Origin of the sequence: Microbacterium sp. NPDC090014 (assembly GCF_044748285.1) — a bacterium.
Lineage (GTDB): Bacteria > Actinomycetota > Actinomycetes > Actinomycetales > Microbacteriaceae > Microbacterium.
In genome coordinates, this window is record NZ_JBIVFS010000001.1 from 2587758 (window position 1) to 2611261 (window position 23504).

General features: G+C 67.8%; 18 protein-coding genes. 10 read left to right on the forward strand and 8 right to left on the reverse strand.

Annotation, left to right across the window (positions count from 1 at the left end; translation table 11 throughout):
• Window positions 1-6 precede the first annotated feature (6 nt).
• Window positions 7-660 carry a DUF1990 family protein gene (locus tag ACIPV5_RS12410; protein WP_053096528.1) on the reverse strand — a complete coding sequence of 218 codons (654 nt, stop codon included), beginning with the start codon at window positions 658-660 and terminating at the stop codon, window positions 7-9.
• Window positions 661-729: 69 nt separating this feature from the next.
• A complete protein-coding gene (gene lepA / locus ACIPV5_RS12415; protein WP_053096530.1) occupies window positions 730-2583 on the reverse strand; it encodes a translation elongation factor 4 in 1854 nt (617 codons plus the stop codon).
• Between the two features lie 240 nt (window positions 2584-2823).
• Here lepA and ACIPV5_RS12420 point away from each other — a divergent pair, with 240 nt between their 5' ends.
• From ACIPV5_RS12420 to ACIPV5_RS12440, 5 genes are all read left to right on the forward strand, one after another.
• On the forward strand, window positions 2824-3807 hold the full coding sequence (locus tag ACIPV5_RS12420) for an ABC transporter permease (RefSeq protein WP_053096532.1): 984 nt from the start codon (window positions 2824-2826) through the stop codon (window positions 3805-3807).
• A complete protein-coding gene (locus tag ACIPV5_RS12425; protein ID WP_053096534.1) occupies window positions 3807-4730 on the forward strand; it encodes an ABC transporter permease in 924 nt (307 codons plus the stop codon). Before ACIPV5_RS12420 ends, ACIPV5_RS12425 begins: the two co-directional genes overlap by 1 nt.
• A complete protein-coding gene (locus ACIPV5_RS12430; RefSeq protein ID WP_320488585.1) occupies window positions 4727-6658 on the forward strand; it encodes an ABC transporter ATP-binding protein in 1932 nt (643 codons plus the stop codon). The genes ACIPV5_RS12425 and ACIPV5_RS12430 overlap by 4 nt, the downstream gene beginning before the upstream one ends.
• A 117-nt stretch (window positions 6659-6775) precedes the next feature.
• Window positions 6776-8488, forward strand: coding sequence for an ABC transporter family substrate-binding protein (locus tag ACIPV5_RS12435; protein WP_053096539.1), 1713 nt, complete (start codon window positions 6776-6778; stop codon window positions 8486-8488).
• An 83-nt stretch (window positions 8489-8571) separates the two neighbouring features.
• Entirely contained in the window at window positions 8572-9339 is a 768-nt protein-coding gene (locus tag ACIPV5_RS12440; protein ID WP_400341124.1) for an alpha/beta fold hydrolase, read from the forward strand.
• Here ACIPV5_RS12440 and ACIPV5_RS12445 read toward each other — a convergent pair.
• A complete protein-coding gene (locus ACIPV5_RS12445; RefSeq protein ID WP_400341125.1) occupies window positions 9290-10555 on the reverse strand; it encodes a nitrate/nitrite transporter in 1266 nt (421 codons plus the stop codon). The genes ACIPV5_RS12440 and ACIPV5_RS12445 overlap by 50 nt on opposite strands.
• Before the next feature lie 236 nt (window positions 10556-10791).
• On the opposite strand from ACIPV5_RS12445, the gene rpsT reads away from it, so the two are divergent.
• Window positions 10792-11052, forward strand: a complete 261-nt coding sequence (gene rpsT / locus ACIPV5_RS12450) for a 30S ribosomal protein S20 (protein WP_053096545.1) — start codon at window positions 10792-10794, stop codon at window positions 11050-11052.
• Window positions 11053-11179: 127 nt separating this feature from the next.
• On the opposite strand, the gene holA is transcribed toward rpsT, so the two are convergent.
• Window positions 11180-12217 (reverse strand): DNA polymerase III subunit delta, encoded by a 1038-nt coding sequence (gene holA / locus ACIPV5_RS12455; RefSeq protein WP_053096547.1) that lies wholly within the window; start codon window positions 12215-12217, stop codon window positions 11180-11182.
• 40 nt (window positions 12218-12257) lie between these two features.
• Window positions 12258-14549 (reverse strand): ComEC/Rec2 family competence protein, encoded by a 2292-nt coding sequence (locus tag ACIPV5_RS12460; RefSeq protein ID WP_400341126.1) that lies wholly within the window; start codon window positions 14547-14549, stop codon window positions 12258-12260.
• 360 nt (window positions 14550-14909) lie between these two features.
• Between ACIPV5_RS12460 and ACIPV5_RS12465 the strand changes: the two genes are divergently transcribed.
• On the forward strand, window positions 14910-16184 hold the full coding sequence (locus ACIPV5_RS12465; RefSeq protein ID WP_400341128.1) for an FAD-dependent oxidoreductase: 1275 nt from the start codon (window positions 14910-14912) through the stop codon (window positions 16182-16184).
• 48 nt (window positions 16185-16232) lie between these two features.
• Here ACIPV5_RS12465 and ACIPV5_RS12470 read toward each other — a convergent pair whose 3' ends face one another.
• The 3 genes from ACIPV5_RS12470 to ACIPV5_RS12480 form a co-directional block, all read right to left on the reverse strand.
• Window positions 16233-16838 (reverse strand): helix-hairpin-helix domain-containing protein, encoded by a 606-nt coding sequence (locus tag ACIPV5_RS12470; RefSeq protein ID WP_400341129.1) that lies wholly within the window; start codon window positions 16836-16838, stop codon window positions 16233-16235.
• Between the two features lie 107 nt (window positions 16839-16945).
• Window positions 16946-19522 (reverse strand): leucine--tRNA ligase, encoded by a 2577-nt coding sequence (gene leuS / locus ACIPV5_RS12475; protein WP_053099152.1) that lies wholly within the window; start codon window positions 19520-19522, stop codon window positions 16946-16948.
• A gap of 33 nt (window positions 19523-19555) precedes the next feature.
• Window positions 19556-20881, reverse strand: a complete 1326-nt coding sequence (locus ACIPV5_RS12480; protein ID WP_400341130.1) for an anthranilate synthase component I family protein — start codon at window positions 20879-20881, stop codon at window positions 19556-19558.
• A 41-nt stretch (window positions 20882-20922) separates the two neighbouring features.
• On the opposite strand from ACIPV5_RS12480, the gene ACIPV5_RS12485 reads away from it, so the two are divergent.
• Genes ACIPV5_RS12485 through ACIPV5_RS12495 form a run of 3 tightly spaced genes read left to right on the forward strand, consistent with a single transcriptional unit; the run spans window position 20923 to window position 23501 of the window.
• Window positions 20923-21594, forward strand: coding sequence for a DedA family protein (locus ACIPV5_RS12485; RefSeq protein WP_056278906.1), 672 nt, complete (start codon window positions 20923-20925; stop codon window positions 21592-21594).
• A gap of 4 nt (window positions 21595-21598) precedes the next feature.
• Entirely contained in the window at window positions 21599-22624 is a 1026-nt protein-coding gene (locus ACIPV5_RS12490; RefSeq protein ID WP_056278907.1) for an App1 family protein, read from the forward strand.
• A 7-nt stretch (window positions 22625-22631) separates the two neighbouring features.
• Window positions 22632-23501, forward strand: coding sequence for a 3-methyladenine DNA glycosylase (locus tag ACIPV5_RS12495; protein WP_400341273.1), 870 nt, complete (start codon window positions 22632-22634; stop codon window positions 23499-23501).
• Window positions 23502-23504 lie beyond the last annotated feature (3 nt).

The following is a 23504-nucleotide window of genomic DNA, read 5'->3' on the forward strand; positions in this document are numbered from 1 at the left end:
CGACCATCAGACCGGAGTCGCGTACAGCGGCGAGATCGCTCGCAGATAGCGTGCGAACAACTCGCGGCGACGGCGCTTCACCAGCGGCGGGACGACGCGGTAGAGCAGGGAGTTCGGCGCGTCGAAGGCACGGACGGAGAACCACACCTCGTCGTTGTCCTCGCGCCAGTCGATGTCGAAGGACTCCTCACCGCGGACCACCGAGCCTCCGACCGTGCCCAGCACGAATCCGATCCGGCGCTTCTCCTCGGTCACGGAGATCACGCGCAACTCCGCATCCGCCCGCATGCCGGCAACCCGCCCATGCAGGCGCAGCGTCATGCCCGGGCCGGCGAACGGTGTGCCTTCCGCGTCGAAGCGCTGTTCGACGTCGTTCTTGCTCGGTGCGATCGGAGTGCCCTCGGCGTCGAAGCTGACACCGGCGTAGGCGGGGCCGGGCGCGGGACGCACATCCTCGATGCTGAGGCCCGCCGCGCGCTGCGCGGTCCAGGTCAGCAGCGCTTCGCCCGCGGACTGGAAGCGGTCATGACCGCTGCCGATCCGCCAGGAGTTCTCCGCCGGGATGCTGCGCTCCGGCGGGTACTGCATCAGATCGGGCGCGTGGGTCGCACCCACGGCCGCATAGTCAACCGTGTCGTCTCGGAAAGTCCCGCGCCGCATGCGTTCCAGCCTACTTCCCGTTCCCTGGACGATCACCCTCCACGCCGGGAACAGCCCGGCCCGAAGGTCCTACTTCTTGTCCTTGCCCTCGACGTCGCCGGAGAGCGCTGCGATGAACGCCTCCTGCGGCACCTCGACACGACCGACCATCTTCATGCGCTTCTTGCCCTCTTTCTGCTTCTCGAGGAGCTTGCGCTTGCGGCTGATGTCACCGCCGTAGCATTTGGCGAGCACGTCCTTGCGCAGCGCCCTGATCGTCTCGCGGGCGATGATCCTGGCGCCGATGGCGGCCTGGATCGGCACCTCGAAGTTCTGGCGAGGGATCAGCTTGCGCAGTCGCTCCGTCATCAGCGTGCCGTAGGCGTAGGCCTTGTCGCGGTGCACGATCGAGCTGAACGCGTCGACCTTGTCACCCTGCAGCAGGATGTCGACCTTGACCAGGTCCGCCTCCTGCTGTCCGGCGGGTTCGTAGTCGAGCGAGGCATAGCCCTGGGTCTTGGACTTGAGCTGGTCGAAGAAGTCGAACACGATCTCGCCGAGCGGCATCATGTAGCGGAGCTCCACGCGCTCCTCGGAGAAGTACTCCATGCCCAGCAGTGCTCCGCGACGCGACTGGCAGAGCTCCATGACCGTGCCCACGTAGTCCTTGGGCAGCAGGATCGCGGTCTTCACCATCGGCTCCGACACCGAGCCGATGCGACCGTCGGGGTACTCGCTCGGGTTCGTCACCGTCACGGTCTCGCCCGTGTCGCTCGTGAGCACCTCGTAGATCACGCTGGGTGCGGTGGTGATGAGGTCGAGGCCGAATTCTCGCTCGAGACGCTCGGTGATGATCTCGAGATGCAGGAGTCCAAGGAACCCGCAGCGGAAGCCGAAACCGAGGGCGACGGAGGTCTCAGGCTCGTACTGCAGCGAGGCGTCGGAGAGCTTGAGCTTGTCGAGCGCCTCCCGGAGCTCCGCGTAGTCGCTGCCGTCGATCGGGTAGATGCCAGAGAAGACCATGGGTTTCGGGTCGGTGTAGCCCGGCAGAGCCTGGGTCGAGGGCCTGCGTGCCGTCGTGATCGTGTCACCGACCTTCGACAGACGGACGTCCTTCACACCGGTGATGAGGTAGCCGACCTCGCCGACGCCGAGCCCCTTGGACGGCACCGGTTCGGGGCTCGACACGCCTACCTCGAGCGCTTCGTGGTTGGCACCCGTCGACATCATCTGAATGCGCTCGCGGGGCGACAGGCTGCCGTCCACCATGCGGACGTAGGTGACGACCCCGCGGTAGGCGTCGTAGACGGAGTCGAAGATCATGGCGCGGGCCGGAGCATCGGCGTCTCCGACGGGTGCGGGGATCTCCTTGACCAGTCGGTCGAGCAGCTCCTCGACGCCGACACCGGTCTTGCCCGAGACACGGAGCACGTCCTCGGGCTTGCCGCCGATGAGCGATGCCAGCTCCTTGGCGTACTTGTCGGGGTCGGCCGCCGGCAGGTCGATCTTGTTCAGCACCGGGATGATGTGCAGGTCGTTCTCGAGCGCGAGGTAGAGGTTCGCCAGAGTCTGGGCCTCGATGCCCTGGGCGGCATCGACGAGCAGGATCGCGCCCTCGCAGGCGGCGAGAGACCGGGACACCTCGTAGGTGAAGTCGACGTGCCCCGGGGTGTCGATCATGTTGAGCGCGAAGGTCTCGCCGTCGATCTCCCACGGCATCCGCACGGCCTGGCTCTTGATGGTGATGCCGCGCTCACGCTCGATGTCCATGCGGTCGAGGTACTGCGCGCGCATGTCGCGATCCGAGACCACGCCGGTGATCTGGAGCATGCGGTCGGCGAGGGTCGACTTGCCGTGGTCGATGTGCGCGATGATGCAGAAGTTGCGGATCTGCGCCGAAGGCGTCGCGGCAGGCTGAAGCGGAGTGAGAGCGCGTGGTGACATGTCCTGACGATTCTACGGTGAGGTGAGGCTTATGCCCGCTTCGTGCGATCCGGTGATATTCTGCCGAGGTTGCCCGGGAGCCATCCGTGACACCGGATCCCGTGAGCGATAAGACTCCGTCACAGACCAAGTGCAGGCGTCGTGTCGCGCAGATCGGCTGATGGTGATTGACTGTCTTCCCGGCTCAGCGTTGCGTCGGCGGATCCCGCGCGCGTCTGTAAAAGAGAAAGAATCATCACCTTGATCAAGTATCTGTTGCGCCGCCTGCTGGGATGGGTGCTGATGATCGTCATCGCGACGAACATCACCTACTTCCTCGCGTGGCTGTATCTCGATCCCGAGAACAACTACGTCGGACGTCGACCTCCGCTTTCGCCCGATCAGATCGATGCGCTGCTGAAGCCTCGCAACCTCAGCGAATCGGTCCCCCTGATCGAACGATGGTGGACCTGGTTCTCCAGCATCCTCTTCCGCTGGGACTGGGGAGTCGGCCCCACAGGCGAGTCCGTCAACGAGCAGGTCGCATACCGGGTCTGGATCAGCGCCGAGCTCGTGCTCGGGGCGACGATCATCACGACCATCCTGGGCATCGCCCTCGGTGTCTACACGGCATCCCGTCAGTACAAACTGGCCGACCGCATCGGTCAGGGCACGAGCATCATCACGATGAACATCCCCACGGTCGTTGCGGGATTCGCTCTGGTTCTGCTCGCGATCAACTTCAACAACGCGGTCGGCACGACCGTCTTCTACGTCGTCGGATCCTCCAGTCAGGGGGTCGAGGGATTCTTCCCCGTCCTCATAGACGTCCTCCAACACCTGACGCTCCCCACACTCGGCCTGGTGCTCACGGGCTACGCGTCCATCCACTTCCTGCAGCGCTCGCTGCTGCTCGACAACATCAAGGCGGATTACGTTCGCACCGCCCGTGCCAAGGGACTCACCAAGCAGCAGGCCATCCGCAAGCACGCGCTGCGGACGTCGCTGATCCCCGTCACGACGCAGGTCGCGTTCACGATCCCCGCGGTCTTCACCGGAGCGGTGCTGACCGAGACGATCTTCAACTGGAACGGAATGGGTCGGTACTTCATCCAGACCCTGAACAACAACGACATTCACGGCGTGGTCGCAGTCGCGGCGTTCGGCGCCCTGATGACGGCGATCGGCGCGATCCTCGCTGACGTCGCCGTGGTCGTCCTCGATCCGAGAGTGCGGGTGAGCTGATGTCCCTGGAAGCCATCGGGGTGTCCCCCGAGATCGCCGAGCCGGAGAAGCCGAAGAACCGCAAGCGCACCTCGATGCTGACGCTGTACACGCGTCGGTTCCTGCGCAACCGCGGTGCCTTGATCGGCGTCGTCATTCTCGCGCTTCTGGTGGTGTTCGCGATCGTGGGACCGCTCATCGCGCCGTACTCGCACACCGACCTCGACTTCCTCGCGCTGCGCCAGGCTCCCTCGGCCGAGCACTGGTTCGGGACGAACGGTTCGGGCAACGACAACTTCGCCCAGGTCGCCGTCGGTCTTCAGCGCTCCATGATGATCGCTGCCCTCGTTGCCATCGGCACCACGGTCGTCTCGGCACTCATCGGTGCCACCGCCGCCTACTTCGGCGGCCGGTACGAGCGGATCATGCTCGCGATCATCCACTTCATGATGGTGGTCCCGAACTTCCTGATCCTCGCGATGATCTCGAACGACGCCGGCGGGAACTGGCTTGTGATCTCGCTCGTCATGATCTTCGTCGTCGGCTGGTTCTTCCCTGCCCGGATCATCTGGACCCTGTCGCTGTCGATCCGCGAGCGCGAGTACGTGCATGCCGCTCGCTACGCCGGGCTCTCGGGGATGCGGATCGTCCTGCGTCACATGCTCCCGAACATCGGGTCGCTGCTGGTGATCAACTTCACGCTCGGCGTCGTGTCGGCCGTCCTCACCGAGACCGCGCTCTCGTTCCTCGGCTTCGGTGTGAAGCTGCCCGACGTCTCGCTCGGCGCCCTGATCGGCTACGGCTCCAGCACTCTGGTGAGCGCACCGTGGCTCTTCTACTTCCCTGCAGCGGCGCTCACCCTGCTCACCGTCTCGATGGCTCTCATCGCCGACGGTCTGCGCGACGCCCTGGATCCGACCTCTGCGGCTGGAGGTCGCGCATGAGTACTGTCCTTTCCGTCCGAGACCTCAAGGTCAGCTTCCCGTCGGAAGCCGGTCGAGTCGATGCCGTGCGCGGCGTCTCGTTCGACCTCGAAGAGGGTCGCACCCTCGGCATCGTCGGCGAATCCGGCTCGGGCAAGTCCGTCACCTCGCTCGCGATCATGGGCCTGCTCGACGACAACGCCAAGGTCACCGGGTCGATCATCTATGACGGCCAGGAACTGCTCGGCAAGTCCGACAAGCAGCTCTCGGTGATCCGCGGCAACGGGATGGCCATGGTCTTCCAGGACCCGCTGACCTCGCTCACGCCCGTGTTCACGATCGGCGACCAGCTGATCGAGGCTCTCACGGTGCATCGTCGGCTGTCGAAGAAGGACGCCTGGGATCGCTCCGTCGAGCTGCTGAAGCTCGTCGGGATCCCCGAGGCGGAGCGCCGCATGAAGGCCTTCCCGCACGAGTTCTCCGGCGGCATGCGTCAGCGTGTCGTGATCGCGATCGCGATGGCCAACAATCCCAAGCTCATCATCGCGGACGAGCCGACGACCGCGCTGGACGTCACCATCCAGGCGCAGATCCTCGAGCTCATGGAGAAGGCGCAGCAGGAGACCGGCGCCGCGATGATCATCATCACGCACGACATGGGGGTGGTCGCCAAGACCGCCGACGACGTGCTGGTGATGTACGCCGGCAAGCCCGTCGAGCAGGCCCCGGTGCGCGAGCTGTTCTACCGCACCCGGATGCCGTACTCGATCGGCCTTCTGGGTGCCATCCCGCGGGTCGACAAGACCGAGAAGGTGCCGCTGATCCCGATCAAGGGCAACCCCCCGCTCCTGATCAATCTGCCGGATGCGTGCCCGTTCGCGGCGCGATGCCCCATCGCGATCGACGCCTGCCTGCAGCGCGAGCCCGATCTGCTCCCCATCTCCACCGAGGGTCACTCCGACCACTCCGTCGCCTGCATCCGCGCGAACGACATCGACGACGACGGACGCATCGGCGGGCTCCCCGTCTTCCCCGTCCCGGAGATCCCCGAGAGCGGGCTGGCGAAGGTGCCCCGCGAGGATCGTCCCATCACCCTCGAGGCGGTCAACCTCAACAAGACCTTCCCCCTCATGAAGGGTGCGCTCTTCAAGCGCAAGGTCGGCGAGGTGCACGCCGTCAAGGGGATCAGCTTCGACATCCGCCAGGGCGAGACCCTCGCGATCGTCGGCGAGTCGGGCAGCGGGAAGACGACGACGCTCCTCCAGATCATGGATCTCGTCGCCCAGGAGGACGGCGACATCCGCATCGGCGGCACGAGCGTCGCTGACATCAAGAACCGAGCGGAGGAGCGAAAGCTCCGTCGTGATCTTCAGATCGTCTTCCAGGACCCGATGGGGGCGCTCGACCCTCGCATGACGGTCTGGGACATCATCGCCGAGCCGATGCTCGCGATCGGCATGAGCAAGGACGACGTGTTCGATCGCGTCGAGGAGCTCATGGGGCTCGTGGGTCTCGACCCGGCGCACAGCGACCGGTTCCCCCAGGCGTTCTCGGGCGGTCAGCGTCAGCGCATCGGCATCGCACGAGCGCTGTCGACCAACCCGAAGATCGTGGTGCTCGACGAGCCCGTCTCGGCTCTCGACGTCTCGATCCAGGCCGGCGTGATCAACCTGCTCGACGAGCTGAAGGCCAAGCTCGGGCTGTCCTACCTGTTCGTGGCGCACGACCTCGCCGTCGTACGCCACATCGCCGACCGGGTCGCGGTGATGTACAAGGGCTCGTTCGTCGAGCACGGAGACGTCGATCAGGTGTTCGACGATCCGCAGCACCCCTACACGAAGGCGCTGCTCTCGGCGATCCCGATCCCCGACCCCGACATCGAGCGCACGCGCGAGCGGATCATCCTTCCCGTCGAGGGTTTCGACGCAGAGGCCGTCGCCGTCAGCTGACCTGTGTACCGATGTGCACAGTCCGATAACGGTTCCGTGTCACTGGGGTTTCGCCCGAGAGTTGCGGGGTTAGTCTGCCCCTATCCCAAGTAAGGCCGACAGGCACTAAGGAGTACCATGAAACGGCATCAGAAGCTGATGGGCATCGCTGCTCTCGGCGCCGCCTTCGCCCTCGTCATGAGCGGGTGCGCACCGGCAGGCAACGGCGGCGGCAACAGCGGTGAAGGCGAAGCTCAGACGGTCGAGGGCGCGGACTACAACCCGCAGCCCCGCGAGAACCTCGCAGAGGGCGGCGAACTCCGCATCCCCGTCTCGAACATCGCCGAGCAGCTGAACTACTTCCACAGCGACGGTGACGCCCGCGTCACCCAGATCGGAACGTGGTTCCGCCCCCAGATCCTGCTGATGGATCCTGACGGCACCGTCAAGAAGAACGACGCATACCTCGACGACTACTCCTTCGGTGTCGAAGACGGCAAGACCGTCCTGCACTTCAAGGTCAACGAGAAGGCTGTCTGGAACGACGGCACGCCCATCGACGTCACCGCGTTCAAGGCCACCTGGGAAGCCCAGAGCGGCGAGAACGAGGAGTACCAGCCCAACGCGACCGACGGCTGGAAGGAGATCGAGTCCGTCGAGGCCGGCGAGAACGACCGCGACGTCATCGTGACCTTCAAGGGCGAGTTCGCCTGGCCCGAGATGGTCTACTCGCAGCTGCTGCACCCGGCCGTCAACACGCCTGAGCTGTTCAACACGGCGTTCCTCGGCGACTGGCACCCGGAATGGGCCGCAGGCCCCTACACGGTCGACAACTTCGACAAGACCGGCGGCGTCGTCACGCTCGTCCCGAACGAGAAGTGGTGGGGCAACGCCCCGCTGCTCGACAAGGTCTCCTTCATCCAGATGGAGCCGACCGCGGCGGTCAACGCACTGCGCAACGGCGAGGTCGACATGGCCGAGACCGGCAGCGCCGAGTTGCTCGCACAGGTCGAGGGTCTCGAAGGCGTCAAGACCTACAAGGGTCAGGCGACCGCGAACGCGATCTTCACGCTGAACTCGACCAACCCGGTGCTGTCCGACCTCGAGGTCCGCAAGGCCGTGTTCGAGGCGATCAGCATCGAGCAGGTCAAGGACATCGTCTTCAACGGCCTGAACTACACCGAGGAGCCCGCCGGGTCCCTGACCCTCTTCTCGTTCCAGCCTGACTATGTCAACGCGCTGGAGGAGGCCGGCCGCAAGGACGGCGACACCGAGGGTGCCAACAAGCTCCTCGATGAGGCCGGCTGGGTCGCCGGTGCCGACGGCATCCGCGAGAAGGACGGCCAGCGCCTGTCGCTCGTCTTCCCCGTGCACTCCGACACCGAGACCGCGCGCGCGCGTTCGCTCGCCGTTCAGGCGCAGCTGAAGGAGGTCGGCGTCGAGGTGACGATCGACACCCGCCCGTCCGCCGACTTCGCCGAGGACTACACCACGCAGAACGGTGACATCTTCTTCCTCAACTTCACGTCGTCCGACCCGTTCGGTGCCGCCTGGTTCTGCCAGCTGTACTGCTCGGACAGCGGCCTGAACCTGTCGGGCACCGGCACCGAGGAGATCGACACGATGATCCACGAGGAGCTCGAGACGATCTCCGACCCGGTCGAGCAGACCAAGAAGGCCATGGAGATGGAGTCCGAGATCTTCGCGAAGACCTGGGGCATCATCCCGGTCCTCAACGGCCCGGAGATCTGGACCGTCAAGGAAGGCCTCGCCAACCTCACGCCCGAGCCCTACGTGGGTCTCGACCTCTTCGGCATCACGCCGGTGGAGAACGTGGGATACGAGAAGTAATCCATTCGGAGCCTGACTCGTCAGAGCTTCGCAGCGGGGTCGGTGGTCCATCCACCGGCCCCGCTTTTCTCTATGCTGAACGCGTGAGCGTCCAGATCGTCTTCGTGCACGGCATCCGTACGTCCGCGACGATGTGGCGGTCGCAACTCGCCTTCCTCGAGGAGCAGGGCATCGGGGCCGTCGCTGTCGACCTTCCCGGGCATGGCACCCGGATGGAGGAGGACTTCACCCTGCACGAGGCGCTCCACACCATCGACGTCGCGGTGCGCGACGCAGCGACGCGAGGTCCCGTGCTGCTCGTCGGGCACTCGATGGGCGGCCTGCTGACACTCGCCTACGTCGGCGGAGCGGAGGCACCGAGGGTCGCGGGGCTCGTCGCCGCGTCGTGCACGTCGCTCCCCCGAGGCGCCGGTCTCGCGGCGTATCGCGCGATCGCGCGCGCCGTCGATCGGCTGCCCGATCGCGGGATGTGGATCACGAAACGCATCCTCGAAGCGACGATCCCCGAAGAGACGCGCTCCGATTTCGCCGCCGGCGGCTATGCGCTGGACACCCAGGACACGGCACTGCGAAATCTCGCCACGCTCGATCTCGCGACAGCGGTCGCCCGCATCCGCGTGCCTCTGTGGTTCGTGAACGGACAGTGGGATCAGCTGCGAGTCAACGAAGCCCTCTTCCGACGGCTCGCGCCTCACGCAGAGCTCATCGTCGTGCCGCGCACCACGCACCTCGTCACGGCGATGCGTCCGCAGATCTTCAACGCCGTCCTGCGGTTGGCCGTCGCGACCATCGAATCCGAGGCTACGGGTGAGGCCGCGGATCCCGCGCCGGCTGCCTCGCCAGAGCCGTGAGCGCACCGCCCACGAGCGACAGCACGGCGGCTGCTGCGAACACCAGCCAGAATCCCCCGACGAGCGCGACGAGCCCCGCCCCGAGCACCGGGCCGATCAGCTGGCCGAGTGCCGCCGTGACGTAGACGATGCCGAGGTCACGGGCGTGGTCCCTCTCGCCGGGCAGCAGGTCGGCGGCGAAGGCGAGTCCGACGGTCGAGAACGCGCCGTAGCCGAGCCCCATGAGCGCGGCGGCGACCATCGTCGCCTCGAAGGTCGGCACGACGGCGATCACGACGCCGGAGGCCGCCTGCACCAGGGTCGCCAGGATCGTGAGGGAACGCCGGTTGCCCGTGCGATCGGAGAGCACACCGGTGAACACCGATGCGAGCACCACGAACAGCGTGTAGACGACGATCAGGAGCAGCAGGTTGTCCTGCGCCACCGTCGTCTCCTGGTGCAGACCATGGAGCAGGAAGAAGAGGAACAGTGCAGTGCCGAGTGCGTTGCCGATGTTGGTCACGAGCCGGCCCGACAGCATCCAGGCGAAATCCCGATCGCGCAGCGATGCCAGCAGATGACGATCACGCGTCACCGGAGTCGCGTCGACGGCCGCGGGCGGATCGGGCAGAAGCAGCGCTGCACCGATTCCCACCGTCGCGATGATCCCGGCGAGCATCAGGTACCCCTCACGGATGCCGAGCCCGAGGAGCACCACGAGCCCGACGCCGAGCACGATGCCCACCGCCTGACTGGAGCCCACGGCGGCGGACGCGGCGCCACGCTGCGTCGGAGGAAGCTGGTCCGCTATCAGTGCGGTGAAGGCGGCCGACGACACCGCGACGCCGATCGACACCCCGACCCAGGCTCCTCCCACGGCCCAGGGCCCCTCACTGAAACCGGTCACCACGAGGAACAGCGCGGTGACGAGCACGCCACCGATCGCCCATGGTCGCCGACGCCGCCGTCCGACGGCCGCGCGATCCGACAGCGCCCCGGCCAGCGGGCCCGCGACGATCCCTGCAAGACCGCCGATGCCGAGCACCAGCCCGGACGAGATGACGCCGGGTATCCAGTCCTTCTCAGACGTGTTCAACTGCAAGGGGAGGAGCAACTGGACCGGAGTGAGCTGCACCGTCCAGATCGCCAGCCAGGCGAGCGTGAAGACGGTCATCCACGGCGGTCCGACTCTCCGCAGAGCGGACACCGGCGATCCGGATGGGAGGGCGGGGCTCATGTCGCTCCTTGACGTCGGGGTCGCGACGCGAGTGTCGGGATACTGATGATTGTGCACCCACACGCACCGACACCGCATCAGTGACGAGGACACCTCGCTCGTTTAGGGTGAACCGCCCGGATGCTGGTAGAGTTGGTTCTTGGCTTGCGTGTGGGTTCTTCCCTCACGACCGCCGAGTGGAAGCCCTCTTCTTCTGCCGGCATTTCCTAACAACTCCGTACAGAAAGCGTCCACACGTGGCAAACATCAAGTCGCAGATCAAGCGCAACAAGACCAACGACAAGGCTCACGAGCGCAACAAGGCGGTGAAGAGCGAGCTGAAGACGCACATCCGCGCGACCCGCGCCGCTGTCGTCTCCGGTGACAAGGCTGCAGCCGAGGCTGCTCTGAAGGCTGCCTCCCGCAAGCTCGACAAGGCCGTCAGCAAGGGTGTCATCCACCAGAACCAGGCTGCGAACCGCAAGTCCTCCATCGCCAAGCAGGTCTCCGCTCTCTGAGTCGATTCCACGCCTGACGGTGTGACAAGAGCCCGTCCCGTTCGCGGGGCGGGCTCTTTCGCGTGCTCGGAACCGTGTGTGCCAGCGATCTCGACGGACGAGGCAGCTGCCGCGCGTCAGACCGCGCTCACTCGCCGAACGGCTGGCGGGTGGCGATGACGGTGAGCATCCGCTCGAGAGCGAAGATCGGGTCGCGGGCGGCACCCTTGACTTCGGCATCGGCGCGCGCCGTCGCCTGGATGGCCATTCCCAGCGAACGCTCGTTCCATCCGGCGAGGTCGCGTCGCGCACGGTCGACCTGCCAGTCCTTCATTCCCAGTCGCTGCGCGAGCTGACGGCTCGGCTCGCGGTTTCCGGCGACGCGCGCCATGGTGCGCAGCTTCATGGCGAACGCCGCGACCATCGGCACGGGGTCGGCGCCGGAGGCGAGGGCATGGCGCAGGGCCACGAGAGCCTCGCCATAGCGTCCGGCGATCGCCGTGTCAGCGACGACGAAGGCAGAGACTTCGACCCGCCCGCCGTAGTACTTGGTGACGACTTCTTCGGTGACATCGCCCTCGACGTCGCCGATCAGCTGCTGGCATGCCGCCGCGAGCTCGGTGAGATCATCGGCGAAGGCCGAGACCAGAGCGCGCAACGCAGGCGGGGCGATCCGCTTCTTCGCCGCAGAGAACTCGCCGGCAGCGAAGTCGACGCGGTCGCCGTCGCGCTTGATGGCCGGGCACGGGATCTCGATGCCGTCGCCCGTCCCGGCGCGCACCGCATCGAGCAGCTTCTTGCCGCGGACGCTGGCCCCGGTGTGGCGCAGGATCACTGTCGCACCCTCCTGCGGGTGGTCGAGGTAGGACACAGCCTCCTGCAAGAAGGCATCCGAGCACTTCTCCACCCCCGACACGCGCACCAGCCGGGGTTCCCCGAACAACGACGGCGAGGTCAGCGCGAGGAGAGTCCCGGGCGCGTAGTCATCAGCGCGGACATCGGTCACCTCGAGCGCGGGGTCTTCCGTGCGGAGGTAGTCGCGGACTCCGGCGATCGCGCGCTCTGCGCAGACCTCCTCCGGGCCGAACACGAGCACCACCGGCGCCGGACGCGGATCGCGCCACGACACCTGCGGGACCTTGGCTGCCTTGGTCCCACCGCGGGAAGGAGTACGAGAAGCAGCCATGCCTCCAGACTACCGGGGGCCACAGACGTCGACCCCGTCGTCAGGGTGGCTGCTTCTCGGCCCACAGCTGAAGCTCGTCCCCCGCGAGGCCCACGAGGAGACGGCCCTGCTGGTCGGTCCGCAGCACTCGCGCACCGGCAGCTTCGAGCGATGCCAGAGTCTCCGCTCGCGGATGCCCGTAGTCGTTGTCGACGCCTACGCTGAACAGCGCGACACTCGGGTGCAGGTCCTGATAGAGCGGGAAGTCCTGGTCGGCGCTGCCGTGATGGGCGACTTTGACCACCGCGTAGCCGCCTCGGAGATGCGCGGTGCGTTCCAGCATCCACTGCGCCTCCCCCGACAGGTCGCCCAGGAAAAGCGAGCGGGGTACGCCGCCGCCACCTATCTCCAGAACCACGCTCTGGTCGTTGCCCGGCGGGAACGCCTCCGACCCACGCTGCGGCCACAGCACCTGCCAGGACGCCGCGCCCAGGTCACCCCGCATGCCCGCTGCCGCCTGACCGACCGTCGCACCGCCGTCGGCGAGGTGCTGCAGCATCCGCTCGTCACCGCTCTCCCCCGGTGGCCCATGCAGCACCGCCTCGACTCTCCCCTGAACAGCCTCGACCCCGCCGACGTGATCCAGATCGAAGTGCGTGAGCACGAGCAGATCCACGCGTTCGACACCGAGTTCGCGCAGACACGAGGCGAGCGGCTCCGGTTCCGGCCCGGTATCGATCAGTGCGATCGCCCCCTCGGAGCGCACGACGAGTGCGTCTCCCTGGCCCACATCACAGGCGGCGACCGACCATTCGTCGGGAGTGGTCGCGCTCGCCAGCGGACCGTTGAGCACCACATGCGCACCGCCCAGGGCGAGCGCGACTGCCAGCACGGCCGCTGCGACACCCCTGACGACCGGCACCGCGCGGTACCCATCGGCGAGAATCACCCCGATCGCCGCGCTCACGACGCCGACCAGCACGGCGCTGGCGATGCCGGGCACCATGGCGATCTGAGCGAACGGCAGCCTGGCCGTGATGCTGGCCGTTTGCGCGATCCACGCGGCGGGCAGCCATGCCGACGCCGCCAGAAGGTCGGCGAGAACGCCCACCGGAGCGGCGAGACACGCGAGGAGGCCGATGACAGTGGCGATCGGCGCCGCGGGCGCAGCCAGCAGGTTCGCCACGAGCCCCACGAGAGACTGCTGCTCTGCGAAGAGGGCGATGACGGGGCCGCACACGAGCTGTGCGGACGTCGGCACGGCGATCGCGAGAGCGAGAGGTTGCGGCATGAATCGCGCGAGTCCGCGGGTGAGCGACGGCGAGAGCAGGATCAGCGCACCCGATGCGGAGACCGAGAGCGCGAATCCCGCAGTCGAGGCCAGCCACGGGTCGGCGATCAGGATGCCGCTCGCGCTGAGCGCCAGCATCCCCGCACCCGCGCTCGGCCGCCCGAGAAGCAGTGACAGCATCGCGACACCCGCCATGACCGCCGCCCTGACCACGCTGGGTTCCGGCGTCACGAGGACGACGAAGCCCGCGAGACCGAGAGCGGCCGCGACGACTCGAGTCCCCCGTCCGGCGCCGCACAGCGCAGCCAACCAGAACACCGCCCCGACGACGATGGCGCAGTTCGCTCCGGAGACCGCCGTCAGGTGGCTGAGACCGCTGGTGCGCATGTCATCGTTCAGCTCGGTCGACACCGCGCGGGTGTCGCCGACTGCGAGTCCGGGAAGCAGACCCGCTCCGGGCTCGGGAAGTCGCTGCGCCCGGTCGATGAAAGCGCTGCGCAATCCGGCCGCGACCGCGAAGACCCCGGATGCCGGCTCCTCGACCGACGCCTCGCTCGCGAACACGACGAGCGCTGCCCTCTCCCCCGGATCCGTCGCCGCCGCCTCTCCCTTCACCCGGACTGTGGCGCCGAGATCGAACCCCTCGGCCGGATCGATGCCGACCCGCACCGGAGCCGACGCCGCCCGCACCGACCCCGGCGACCCGATGCGCGTGAGCTGCACCTCCATCCACAGGCGCCCATCCCGACCGACCGACGCCGAGGTGCTGACCTCCCCCGTCACCTCGACCACACGTCCGTCCCACGACGCGGCGCCCTCGCGCGCCGGTGTCGCGGCAAGAACAGTGACGGAGACAGCGGCGATCGCGGCGAGCATCACGAGCACCACCCCGGCCATGGACGCCGCGGCGGACGACCGCCGCAGCATCCACAACAGCGACGCCGCCGCCCCCAGCACGCCACCGAGAAGGCACCACTGCGCAGCTGGAGGCACGAACACGCAGACCAGGGCGACCACCCACACTCCGCCTGCGATCGGCAGCAGACGCAGATCCCGGCTCATACCCGCGCGTCATCGCGCGGTCGAACCCGCGGGTCGCATCTCATCGGCAGCCGGTGCATCAGGACAACGTAGGGGCGTGCGACCACCTCGCAGCGCACCCGCCCCCCGGTCGGTGGACAACACAACGATGCCGACGCGGCGTGCAGGAGCGCCGAATGCGAAGCGATGATCTCTGAGTGTGGACCGCTGGCACTTCGATTCACCGACCGCGGGTCGTTCCGACAGCCGACAGTCTCCACCACACCGAGCGACTCAGGCATACTCGGGGAATGGTCGACGTACGCGACACCGCAGAGCACCAGCCCATTCGCCTGACTCTGGTGCGAGACTTTCTGACGCGCCGAGGAGAGGTCATCGCGAATGCATGACGTGATCGTGATCGGCGCCGGCCTCGCAGGGCTCCGCTGCGCGGGACTGCTCTCCGCTCACGGACTCGACGTCGTCGTCCTCGAGGCCGCGGATGCGGTCGGCGGACGCCAGCGCACCGACATCATCGACGGCTTCCGGCTGGACCGCGGGTTCCAGGTCCTCAACCCGGCCTACCCGGCACTTCGGCGCAGCGTCGATCTCGACGCACTCGCGCTCGGGAGCTTCCCTGTGGGCGTGCGGGTGCGCACGACGGACGGGGTGGCCGAGCTGCGGCATCCGCTTCGGCATCCGCTGTCGATCGTCACGTCTCTGCGCAGCGGCCTGGTGAGCGGTCGGGATGCCGTCGCGCTGGCACGCTGGGCCGCGCCGGCACTGGTGAGTCCGCTCTCGCATCTGGCTCGGAACGATGCCACCATGCGCGAGGGATGGGATGCCGCGGGGCTTCGTGGCCCGCTTCGCACCGCTGTACTCGAGCCGTTTCTCGCCGGGGTTCTGGCGGAGAGAGGCGGCGAGACGTCGAACGCCTTCGCGCGACTGCTCGTACGCTACTTCGCGCTCGGCCGACCCGGGCTTCCCACACAGGGGATCGCCGCTGTCCCCGAGCAGCTCGCCGCGCACGCGCGCGCGGCGGGTACTGACATCCGTTTCGGGGCGCGCGCGGGAGGCATCTCAGCAGGAGGAGAGGAGATCACGGTGGGGCTGAGCGACGGCGACTCCGTGCGAGCGGCTCGGGCGGTGGTCGCAGTCGGCGCCGAAGCCGTCAGCGAGCTCACCGGTCTCGCCCGTCCGGTCACGAGAGGTCTGCAGACGTGGTGGTTCGCCGCCACTGAACCTCCCAGCGGATCCGCACTGCTCACCGTCGACGGCCGAGGTAGAGGCCCCGTCGTGAACACCGTCGTGATGACGCACACCGTGCCCTCGTATGCGCCGGCCGGACGTCACCTCATCGCCGCGACCTGCCTGCTGCCGCGTGGCGGCGCACCCGCCGACGAGTTCGACGTGCGCCGCCACCTCGAAGAGGTCTGGGGTACGGACATCAGCGCGTGGCAGCTGATCCGGCGCGACGACATCCTCGACGCGTTGCCTGCCCAACCGGCACCGCTCGGCCCACCGCGATCGCCGCGCTACGCCGAGCGGCTGTATGCAGCCGGGGATCACAGAGACACCGCGTCGATCCAAGGCGCCCTCGCTTCCGGCGAGCATGCCGCACGTGCCGTCCTGACCGACTCGGGGGCTTCGAGAAGCGGCACGTCGCTGCACAGCTGACGACGCTCTGACTCAGGCGAGAGAGAGACAGCGCCCGCAGACCGCGCATCACACCCGCGCACCGTCGCGGATGCCGGCGAGCAGCTTCTCTCCGATGCCGGGGACCGACAGCAGGTCATCGACCGATGTGAACCGACCGTTCTCGTCACGCCAGGCGATGATCCGCTCGGCCAGGGCGGGGCCGATGCGCGGCAGAGTCTCGAGCGCCGCCTGATCTGCGGTGTTGAGATCCACCAGATCGTCCGCGGGCGCGCCTGCTCCCGGCGGCCCCTCCGCGGCTGCGGCACCCACGACCGGCACGCTGATCTGTTCGCCGTCCGAGAGCACGCGGGCGAGATTGACCGCGGTCAGGTCGGCATCGTCAGTGGTCCCGCCGGCCGCCGCCACCGCATCGACCAGCCGGGAGTCGAGATCGAGGACATAGAGTCCCGGATGCTCGACCGCGCCCAGCACGTGCACGTAGAGCTCTCCCGTCGATCCGCCGCTCTCGGCGGCCTCGGTGGCCAACGGCACCGATTCGGTCGGCACGGCCTGCCCCCGCATCAGTCCGAGTCCGACGGCCGCGGACAGCACGACGAGCGCCAGCACGACGGCGGCGCCGACCCCCAGCCGCAACCGGCGCGGCGCCGGTGAGGAAGCGGCGGATTCGGGCATTCCGCAACGCTATGCCAGCGAACGGACGCCTCTCATGCATCCGGCCGCCCGTCGGGGAGAACCCCCGTGGGCGGCCGGATGTGCAGAGCGGCTGGCTACGCGGTCGGTCAGCCCTTCACGACGATGCTGACGATCTTCGGGGCGCGCACGACGACCTTGACGATCTCGCGGTCGCCGATCGAGCGAATGACCCGCTCGTCGGCACGGGCGAGCGATTCGAGCTCGGCCTCGCCGATGCGCGCGGGCACCTCGAGCTGAGCGCGGACCTTGCCGCCCACCTGCACGACGGCGGTCACGGTGTCCTCGACGAGCAGCGCCGGGTCGGCGGAGCGCCAGGTGACGAGCCCGACGGACGGCTCGTGTCCGAGGATCTCCCACATCTCCTCCGCGGTGTGCGGGGCGATCAGATCGAGCATCACGGCGACGGTCTCGGCCGCCTCACGCACCGCCGGATCAGCGGCGCCTGCGGCACCGTCGATCGTCTTGCGGGTGACGTTGACCAGCTCCATCAGGCGCGCGACCAGGACGTTGAACTTCGTCTGCTCGACGAGCCCAGGAGCATCTGCCAGCAGCTTGTGCGTGGCTCGACGCAGCGCCGCATCTCCGCCCGCGAACACGACGTCGACAGGAGAGGACACCTCGTGGGCGATGCGCAACGCGCGGGCCAGGAACTTCTGCGCACCGGTCGTCGAGACGTCGGCCCAGTCCTTGTCGTCTTCGACCGGTCCGGCGAACGCGAGACCCACGCGTAGCGCATCGGCGCCGTAGGCGTCGAGCTCCTCTTCGAAGAGCACCAGGTTGCCCTTGCTCTTCGACATCTTGGCGCCGTCGAGCAGGACCATGCCCTGGTTGATGAGGTTCGAGAAGGGCTCGGTGAAGTCGATCAGCCCCATGTCGAACAGCACCTTGGTGATGAATCGCGCGTACAGCAGGTGCAGGATGGCGTGCTCGACGCCGCCGATGTAGGAGTCGACCGGCGACCAGCGGGCGGCCTGAGCCGGGTCGAACGCGACCGTGTCGCTGTTCGGCGACAGGAATCGCAGGAAGTACCACGAGCTGTCGACGAACGTGTCCATCGTGTCCGGATCCCGCAGAACGGGGTCACCGCTGGCGGCATCCACCGTGCGGACCCAGCTCTCAGCGGCGCCGAGCGGCGACGATCCCTTGGGCTTGAGGTCGAGCCCCTCGACGCTGGGCAGCTTCACCGGCAGCTGCTCCTCGGGCACGGGGATGATCCGGCCGTCCTCCGCGTGCAGCATCGGGATCGGCGTGCCCCAGAAGCGCTGACGCGAGATCAGCCAGTCCCGCAGACGGTAGTTCTTGGCGGCGCGCCCGGTGCCGGACGCCTCGAGCTGCTCGATCGCACGGGCGATCGCATTGCGCTTCGACAGACCGTTGAGCGGTCCGGAGTTGATCATCCGGCCCTCTCCCGTCAGAGCGATGCCGGTGGAGGCGGGGTTCTGCTCGTCGAGCGCCGCGCCGGTGTCGATCGGCACGCCCTCTTCATCGACCTCGATGACCGGCATCGCACCGGTGACCGGCGCCGTCGTGTCGACGACGACCTTCACGGGCAGGTCGAAGGCGCGGGCGAAGTCCAGGTCTCGCTGGTCGTGCGCCGGCACGGCCATGACCGCTCCGTGACCGTAATCGGCCAGCACGTAGTCCGCCGCCCAGACCGGCAGCTTCTCGCCGTTGACCGGGTTGATCGCGTACCGCTCGAGGAAGACCCCGGTCTTCGGGCGATCGGTGGCCTGTCGGTCGACGTCGGTGGTCTTCTGCACATCGGCCAGGTACTTCTGGAAACGCTCACGCACGTCGGCCGGAGCATCCGCTGCGAGCTCCGACGCCAGGTCGGAGTCGGGGGCCACGACGAAGAACGTCGCTCCGTGCAGGGTGTCAGGACGCGTCGAGAACACGGTGACGGGCTCGTCGCGCCCCTCGATGCGGAAGTCGACGTCGGCGCCGATCGAGCGTCCGATCCAGTTGCGCTGCATCTGCAGCACCTTGTGCGGCCAGAAGCCCTCGAGCTGGTTCAGATCATCGAGCAGCCGGTCGGCGTAGTCCGTGATCTTGAAGTACCACTGAGTCAGCTTCTTCTTCACGACCTCGGCACCGCAGCGATCGCAACGGCCGTCGACGACCTGCTCGTTCGCGAGCACGGTCTGGTCGTTCGGGCACCAGTTGACCGCGCTCTTCTTGCGGTACGCAAGACCGCGCTCGTGCAGCTTCAGGAACAGCCACTGGTTCCAGCGGTAGTACTCGGGGTCGGAGGTGTGCAGCACTCGCGACCAGTCGAACGAGACGCCGTAGTTCTGGAACGCCTGCTTCTGCTGAGCGATGTTCTGGTAGGTCCACTCGCGGGGATCCGCACCCTGACGGATCGCCGCGTTCTCCGCAGGCAGCCCGAAGGAGTCCCAGCCGATCGGGTTGAGCACGTTGTGCCCGCGGTGGCGCCAGAACCGGGCCACGATGTCCGAATACAGGTAGTTCTCCGCGTGCCCCATGTGCAGGTCGCCGGAGGGGTAGGGGAACATCGCCAGCACGTAGCGGCGGGGCCGCTTGTCATCGTCGCCGCCGGTGAGGAACGTCTCGTTCTCCGCCCAGTACTTCTGCCACTTGGCCTGGATAGCGTGCGCCGAGGAGGTCTCCTCGGCGACGGGAGAGGTGGACAGGTTCTCAGACAACGAACGCACGACCAATCTGAAGGGAAAAGGGGATCAGTTCAGGATATCGGAAGCCCAGGCCGCGGGCATTTCCACTCCCAGCGCAGCGAGCGGCGCCCGAGCCTTCGTCGCGACCTCGGCGACCTCCGAGGCGGCGACCGATCGCCAGGTGATCCCCCCGCCTGCGCCGACCACAGCGCCCGTACCGTCGATCACGATGCTGCGGATGACCATCGCGAGGTCGAGCGACCCCTCATCGCCGATGTAACCGAAGCACCCGGCGTAGATACCGCGAGGCCCTCCCTCCAGCTCATGCAGGCGCGTCATCGCCGAGAGCTTCGGCGCGCCTGTCATGCTGCCTCCCGGGAAGGTCGCTGCGAGAAGTTCGCTCGCCGTCGTGCCCGCGGCCGCCGTGCCGCTGACGGTACTGACGAGCTGGTGCACCGCCGGATACGTCTCCACGGCCCACAGCGCCTCGACCCGGATCGACCCGGGTCGGCACACCCTCGACAGATCGTTGCGCATCAGATCGACGATCATGACGTTCTCAGCCCGTTCTTTCGGGTCCGCCGCGAGCTCGGCGGCGAGCTCGGCATCGTGCGCGGCGTCTGCGCCGCGGGGCCGCGTCCCCTTGATCGGCCGCGTGCGGATGACGCCGCCTTCAGCGTGGAGGAACTGCTCGGGGCTCGCACTGAGCAAGGAGCGGCCGCCGATCCGGATGAAGCCGCCATGGTGCGCCGGAGTTGCGGCACGGAGGCGTCGGTACACCGCGACTCCGTCGTGCTCCCCCGGAACGGTGAACCGGGTGGTGAGACAGAGCTGGTAGGCGATCCCCGCTCTGATGAGCTCGCGGCAGCGCTCGATGAGTCCTGCGTACTCCGTCGGAGTGTGTCGCGCCTCGCTGCGTACGGACGAGGGCGCACTGAACACCGTCTCCCCGCGCGGCACGGCGGAGGGGGTGACACGAGCGACGACGGCGCTCCACTCGTCGAGATCGGCATGGGCTGCGGCAACCCATACGGTGCCGGTCGCATGATCGAACGCCGCCAGCCGGGAGACCCGCAACCAGGCGTCGCCGGGCTCGTCAGCGGCTTCCGATACGGGTGCTCCCGCTGCTCGGGCGCCGGTCTCGTAGTCGTACCAGCCGACCCACCCGCCCCGCAGCGGAGGACCGGGATGCGCGGCGGCCGTGCGGGCATCCATCCGCACTTCACCGGGGAACGACGCCGGATCGCCCGTCCCGACGAAGCTCCATCCCTCCGTCGCGTCCGCCCCGGCGTCGAGCCAGAACAGGTCGGCGCACGACCGTTCGAGGGCGAGGAAGAGCGCGTCAGGCGTCACCCGATCGGGCAGGACGCGGGCGCTCAGAGGTTCGGGCACGTTCTCAGCCTAGGCGGCGTGCACTCCCGTATTCTCAAGGGGTGGACGACTTGGTGCCGTGGCTGATCGACTTCATGCGGTCCATCGACCCGATCACTCGCACCCTCGTCGCGGGGCTCGCCGTGATGCTGGAGACGAGCGTCTTGATCGGGCTCGTATTCCCCGGTGACACTGTCGTACTCGTCGCGTCCATCGGCATCACCAGCCTCCCTCAGGCCGTGGCGATGGTCGTCTCGGTCGTCGTCGGCGCGCTGATCGGCGAGAGCATCGGCTTCTGGCTCGGGCGGTGGGTCGGCCCGCACATCCGTGCCTCCTGGGTCGGCCGACGCGTCGGCGAGGAGAACTGGGTGCGGGCGGAGCGTTACCTCGCCCGCCGCGGCGGCATCGCCATCTTCCTCTCGCGGTTCCTGCCGGTGCTGCACTCCCTCGTGCCGCTGACCGTGGGGATGAGCCATTACTCCTACCGCCGATTCCTCGCGTGGACGGCGCCGGCCTGCCTGCTCTGGGCGACGGCCTACGTGAGCATCACCTCGCTCGCCGCCGGCAGCTTCGATGAGCTCGCCGACCGGGTGCACTACGCCGGATACATCTTCGTCGGCATCATCGCCCTTTTCCTCGTCGCCGTGTTCGTGGGCAAGAAGGTGATCTCGCGCCTCGAGGCGCGCCATCTCGACATCTCCGACGCGAAGGACTCGACCGACGTGAAAGACTGAAGCAATGGCTTCGTCACCTCCGGCGCCCCGGATCCACTGGTTCGCGCGCCTCGAACACCGCCTCCACGTGTGGCGCGAGGGGCGAGCGCGCCGTCGCGGCCGCACCGCGACCATCCTCCCGTTCCCCGGTTACGGCGGGCCCGGCTGGGTGCGTGTCGTCGGTCGCGTTCTCATCGTCCCTCCCGCACGGAGCACGAAGGACGGCGAGCCGGCCAGCGTCCGCGGCTGGCGGAGCTTCGTCGGCATCCCCGTGAGCTTCGCGAAGGTCGCCGTGCAGATCGGCGATTCGGTGCACTATGTCGTCGCCGACCGGGGCGGTGTGATCGACTCGGTCGTGCACGCCGAGCTCGAGCCAGGATGGCAGACCTTCACGTTCTCCGTCGAGGGTCAGGACCCGGTCGAGACGACCGCGTTCATCGTGGCCGAGTCGACCCACTTCGGGGTCGTCTCCGACGTCGACGACACCGTGATGGTCACCGCCCTCCCCCGACCTTTCATCGCCGCCTGGAACTCTTTCGTCGTCGACGAGCACGCGCGCATCCCCGTGCCGGGCATGGCCGTGCTGCTCGATCAGGTGCTCCGCGAATATCCCGGTGCTCCCATGGTCTACCTCTCGACCGGAGCCTGGAACGTCGCCCCGACTCTCCGCCGGTTCCTCGGGCGCCACCTGTTCCCCGCAGGCTCCATGCTCCTCACCGACTGGGGCCCCACCCACGACCGATGGTTCCGCAGCGGACGCGAGCACAAGCTCACCAACCTGCGTCGCCTGGCCACGGAGTTCCCGCACGTGAAATGGTTGCTGATCGGCGACGACGGCCAGCACGACGAGGCGATCTACTCCGAGTTTATGGATGAGCACCCCGACTCCGTCGCCGGCGTCGCCATCCGTCGGCTGCTCCCGGCCGAGGCCGTGCTCGCCGGTGGTCGCGCGGGCCACGAGCCGCACTCCGACGACGTCGCCCCCTGGGTCAGTGCCGAGGACGGCGCGGGGCTCCGTGACCTGCTCGGCAAAGCCGGCATCCTCCGTTGAGGTGACCATGACGCTGGCGCGGACCGACTGGCTGGAACGCGAACGAGCGCACCAGACGAGAGCCGACGCCCTCACGGCTGAGCATCGGGAACGAGCCGCGCGGGGCGAGAAGCACCCGGTATGGGACTTCCTGTTCACCTATTACAGCTACAAGCCCGCGCAGCTGCGTCGGTGGCACCCCGGCGCCGGGGTCGAGCTCGAGGAGGCCGACGAGCGGCTGACCTGGCGGTGGTACTCCCCCGGCGCGACCGAAGCCGGTGCGGTGCCGGATGCCGCTGCCTTCGCGCGCGAGAAGGCAGACCTCGCCGGCCTCATCGAGCGGATGCTGCGTCGCACCGCCTCTCGACCCGGGCAGTTCGGATGCTTCGGACTGCATGAGTGGGCGATGGTCTATCGAGCAGACGAGCACAGACACGCGGTGCCCCTGCGTCTTGGGCAGGACGCAACGGATCTGGTCGTCGAGAGCCATGACCTCAGATGCACCCACTTCGATGCCTTCCGGTTCTTCACACCCGCGGCCGTGCCTCGCAACCGCACGGAGCTGACCCGCGACGAGCAGCCCCTGTTCGAGCAGCCCGGATGCCTTCATGCCGGCATGGACCTGTACAAATGGGCGGTCAAGCTGGGCCCCCTCGTGCCCGGCGAACTTCTGCTCGACACCTTCGAGCTCGCAAGAGACATCCGCCTTCTCGACATGCAGGCCGCGCCGTACGACCTGGCACCGTGGGGTGTCGAGCCCGTACCGATCGAGACGACCGAGGGCAAGGCGGAGTACGTCCGCCGGCAGCGCGTGTTCGCAGAGCGCGGTGGGCATCTGCGCGGCGAGCTGCTGCATGCCTGGCTCGGCTCCACCACCGCCGTCACGCTCGCGGGCTGACCG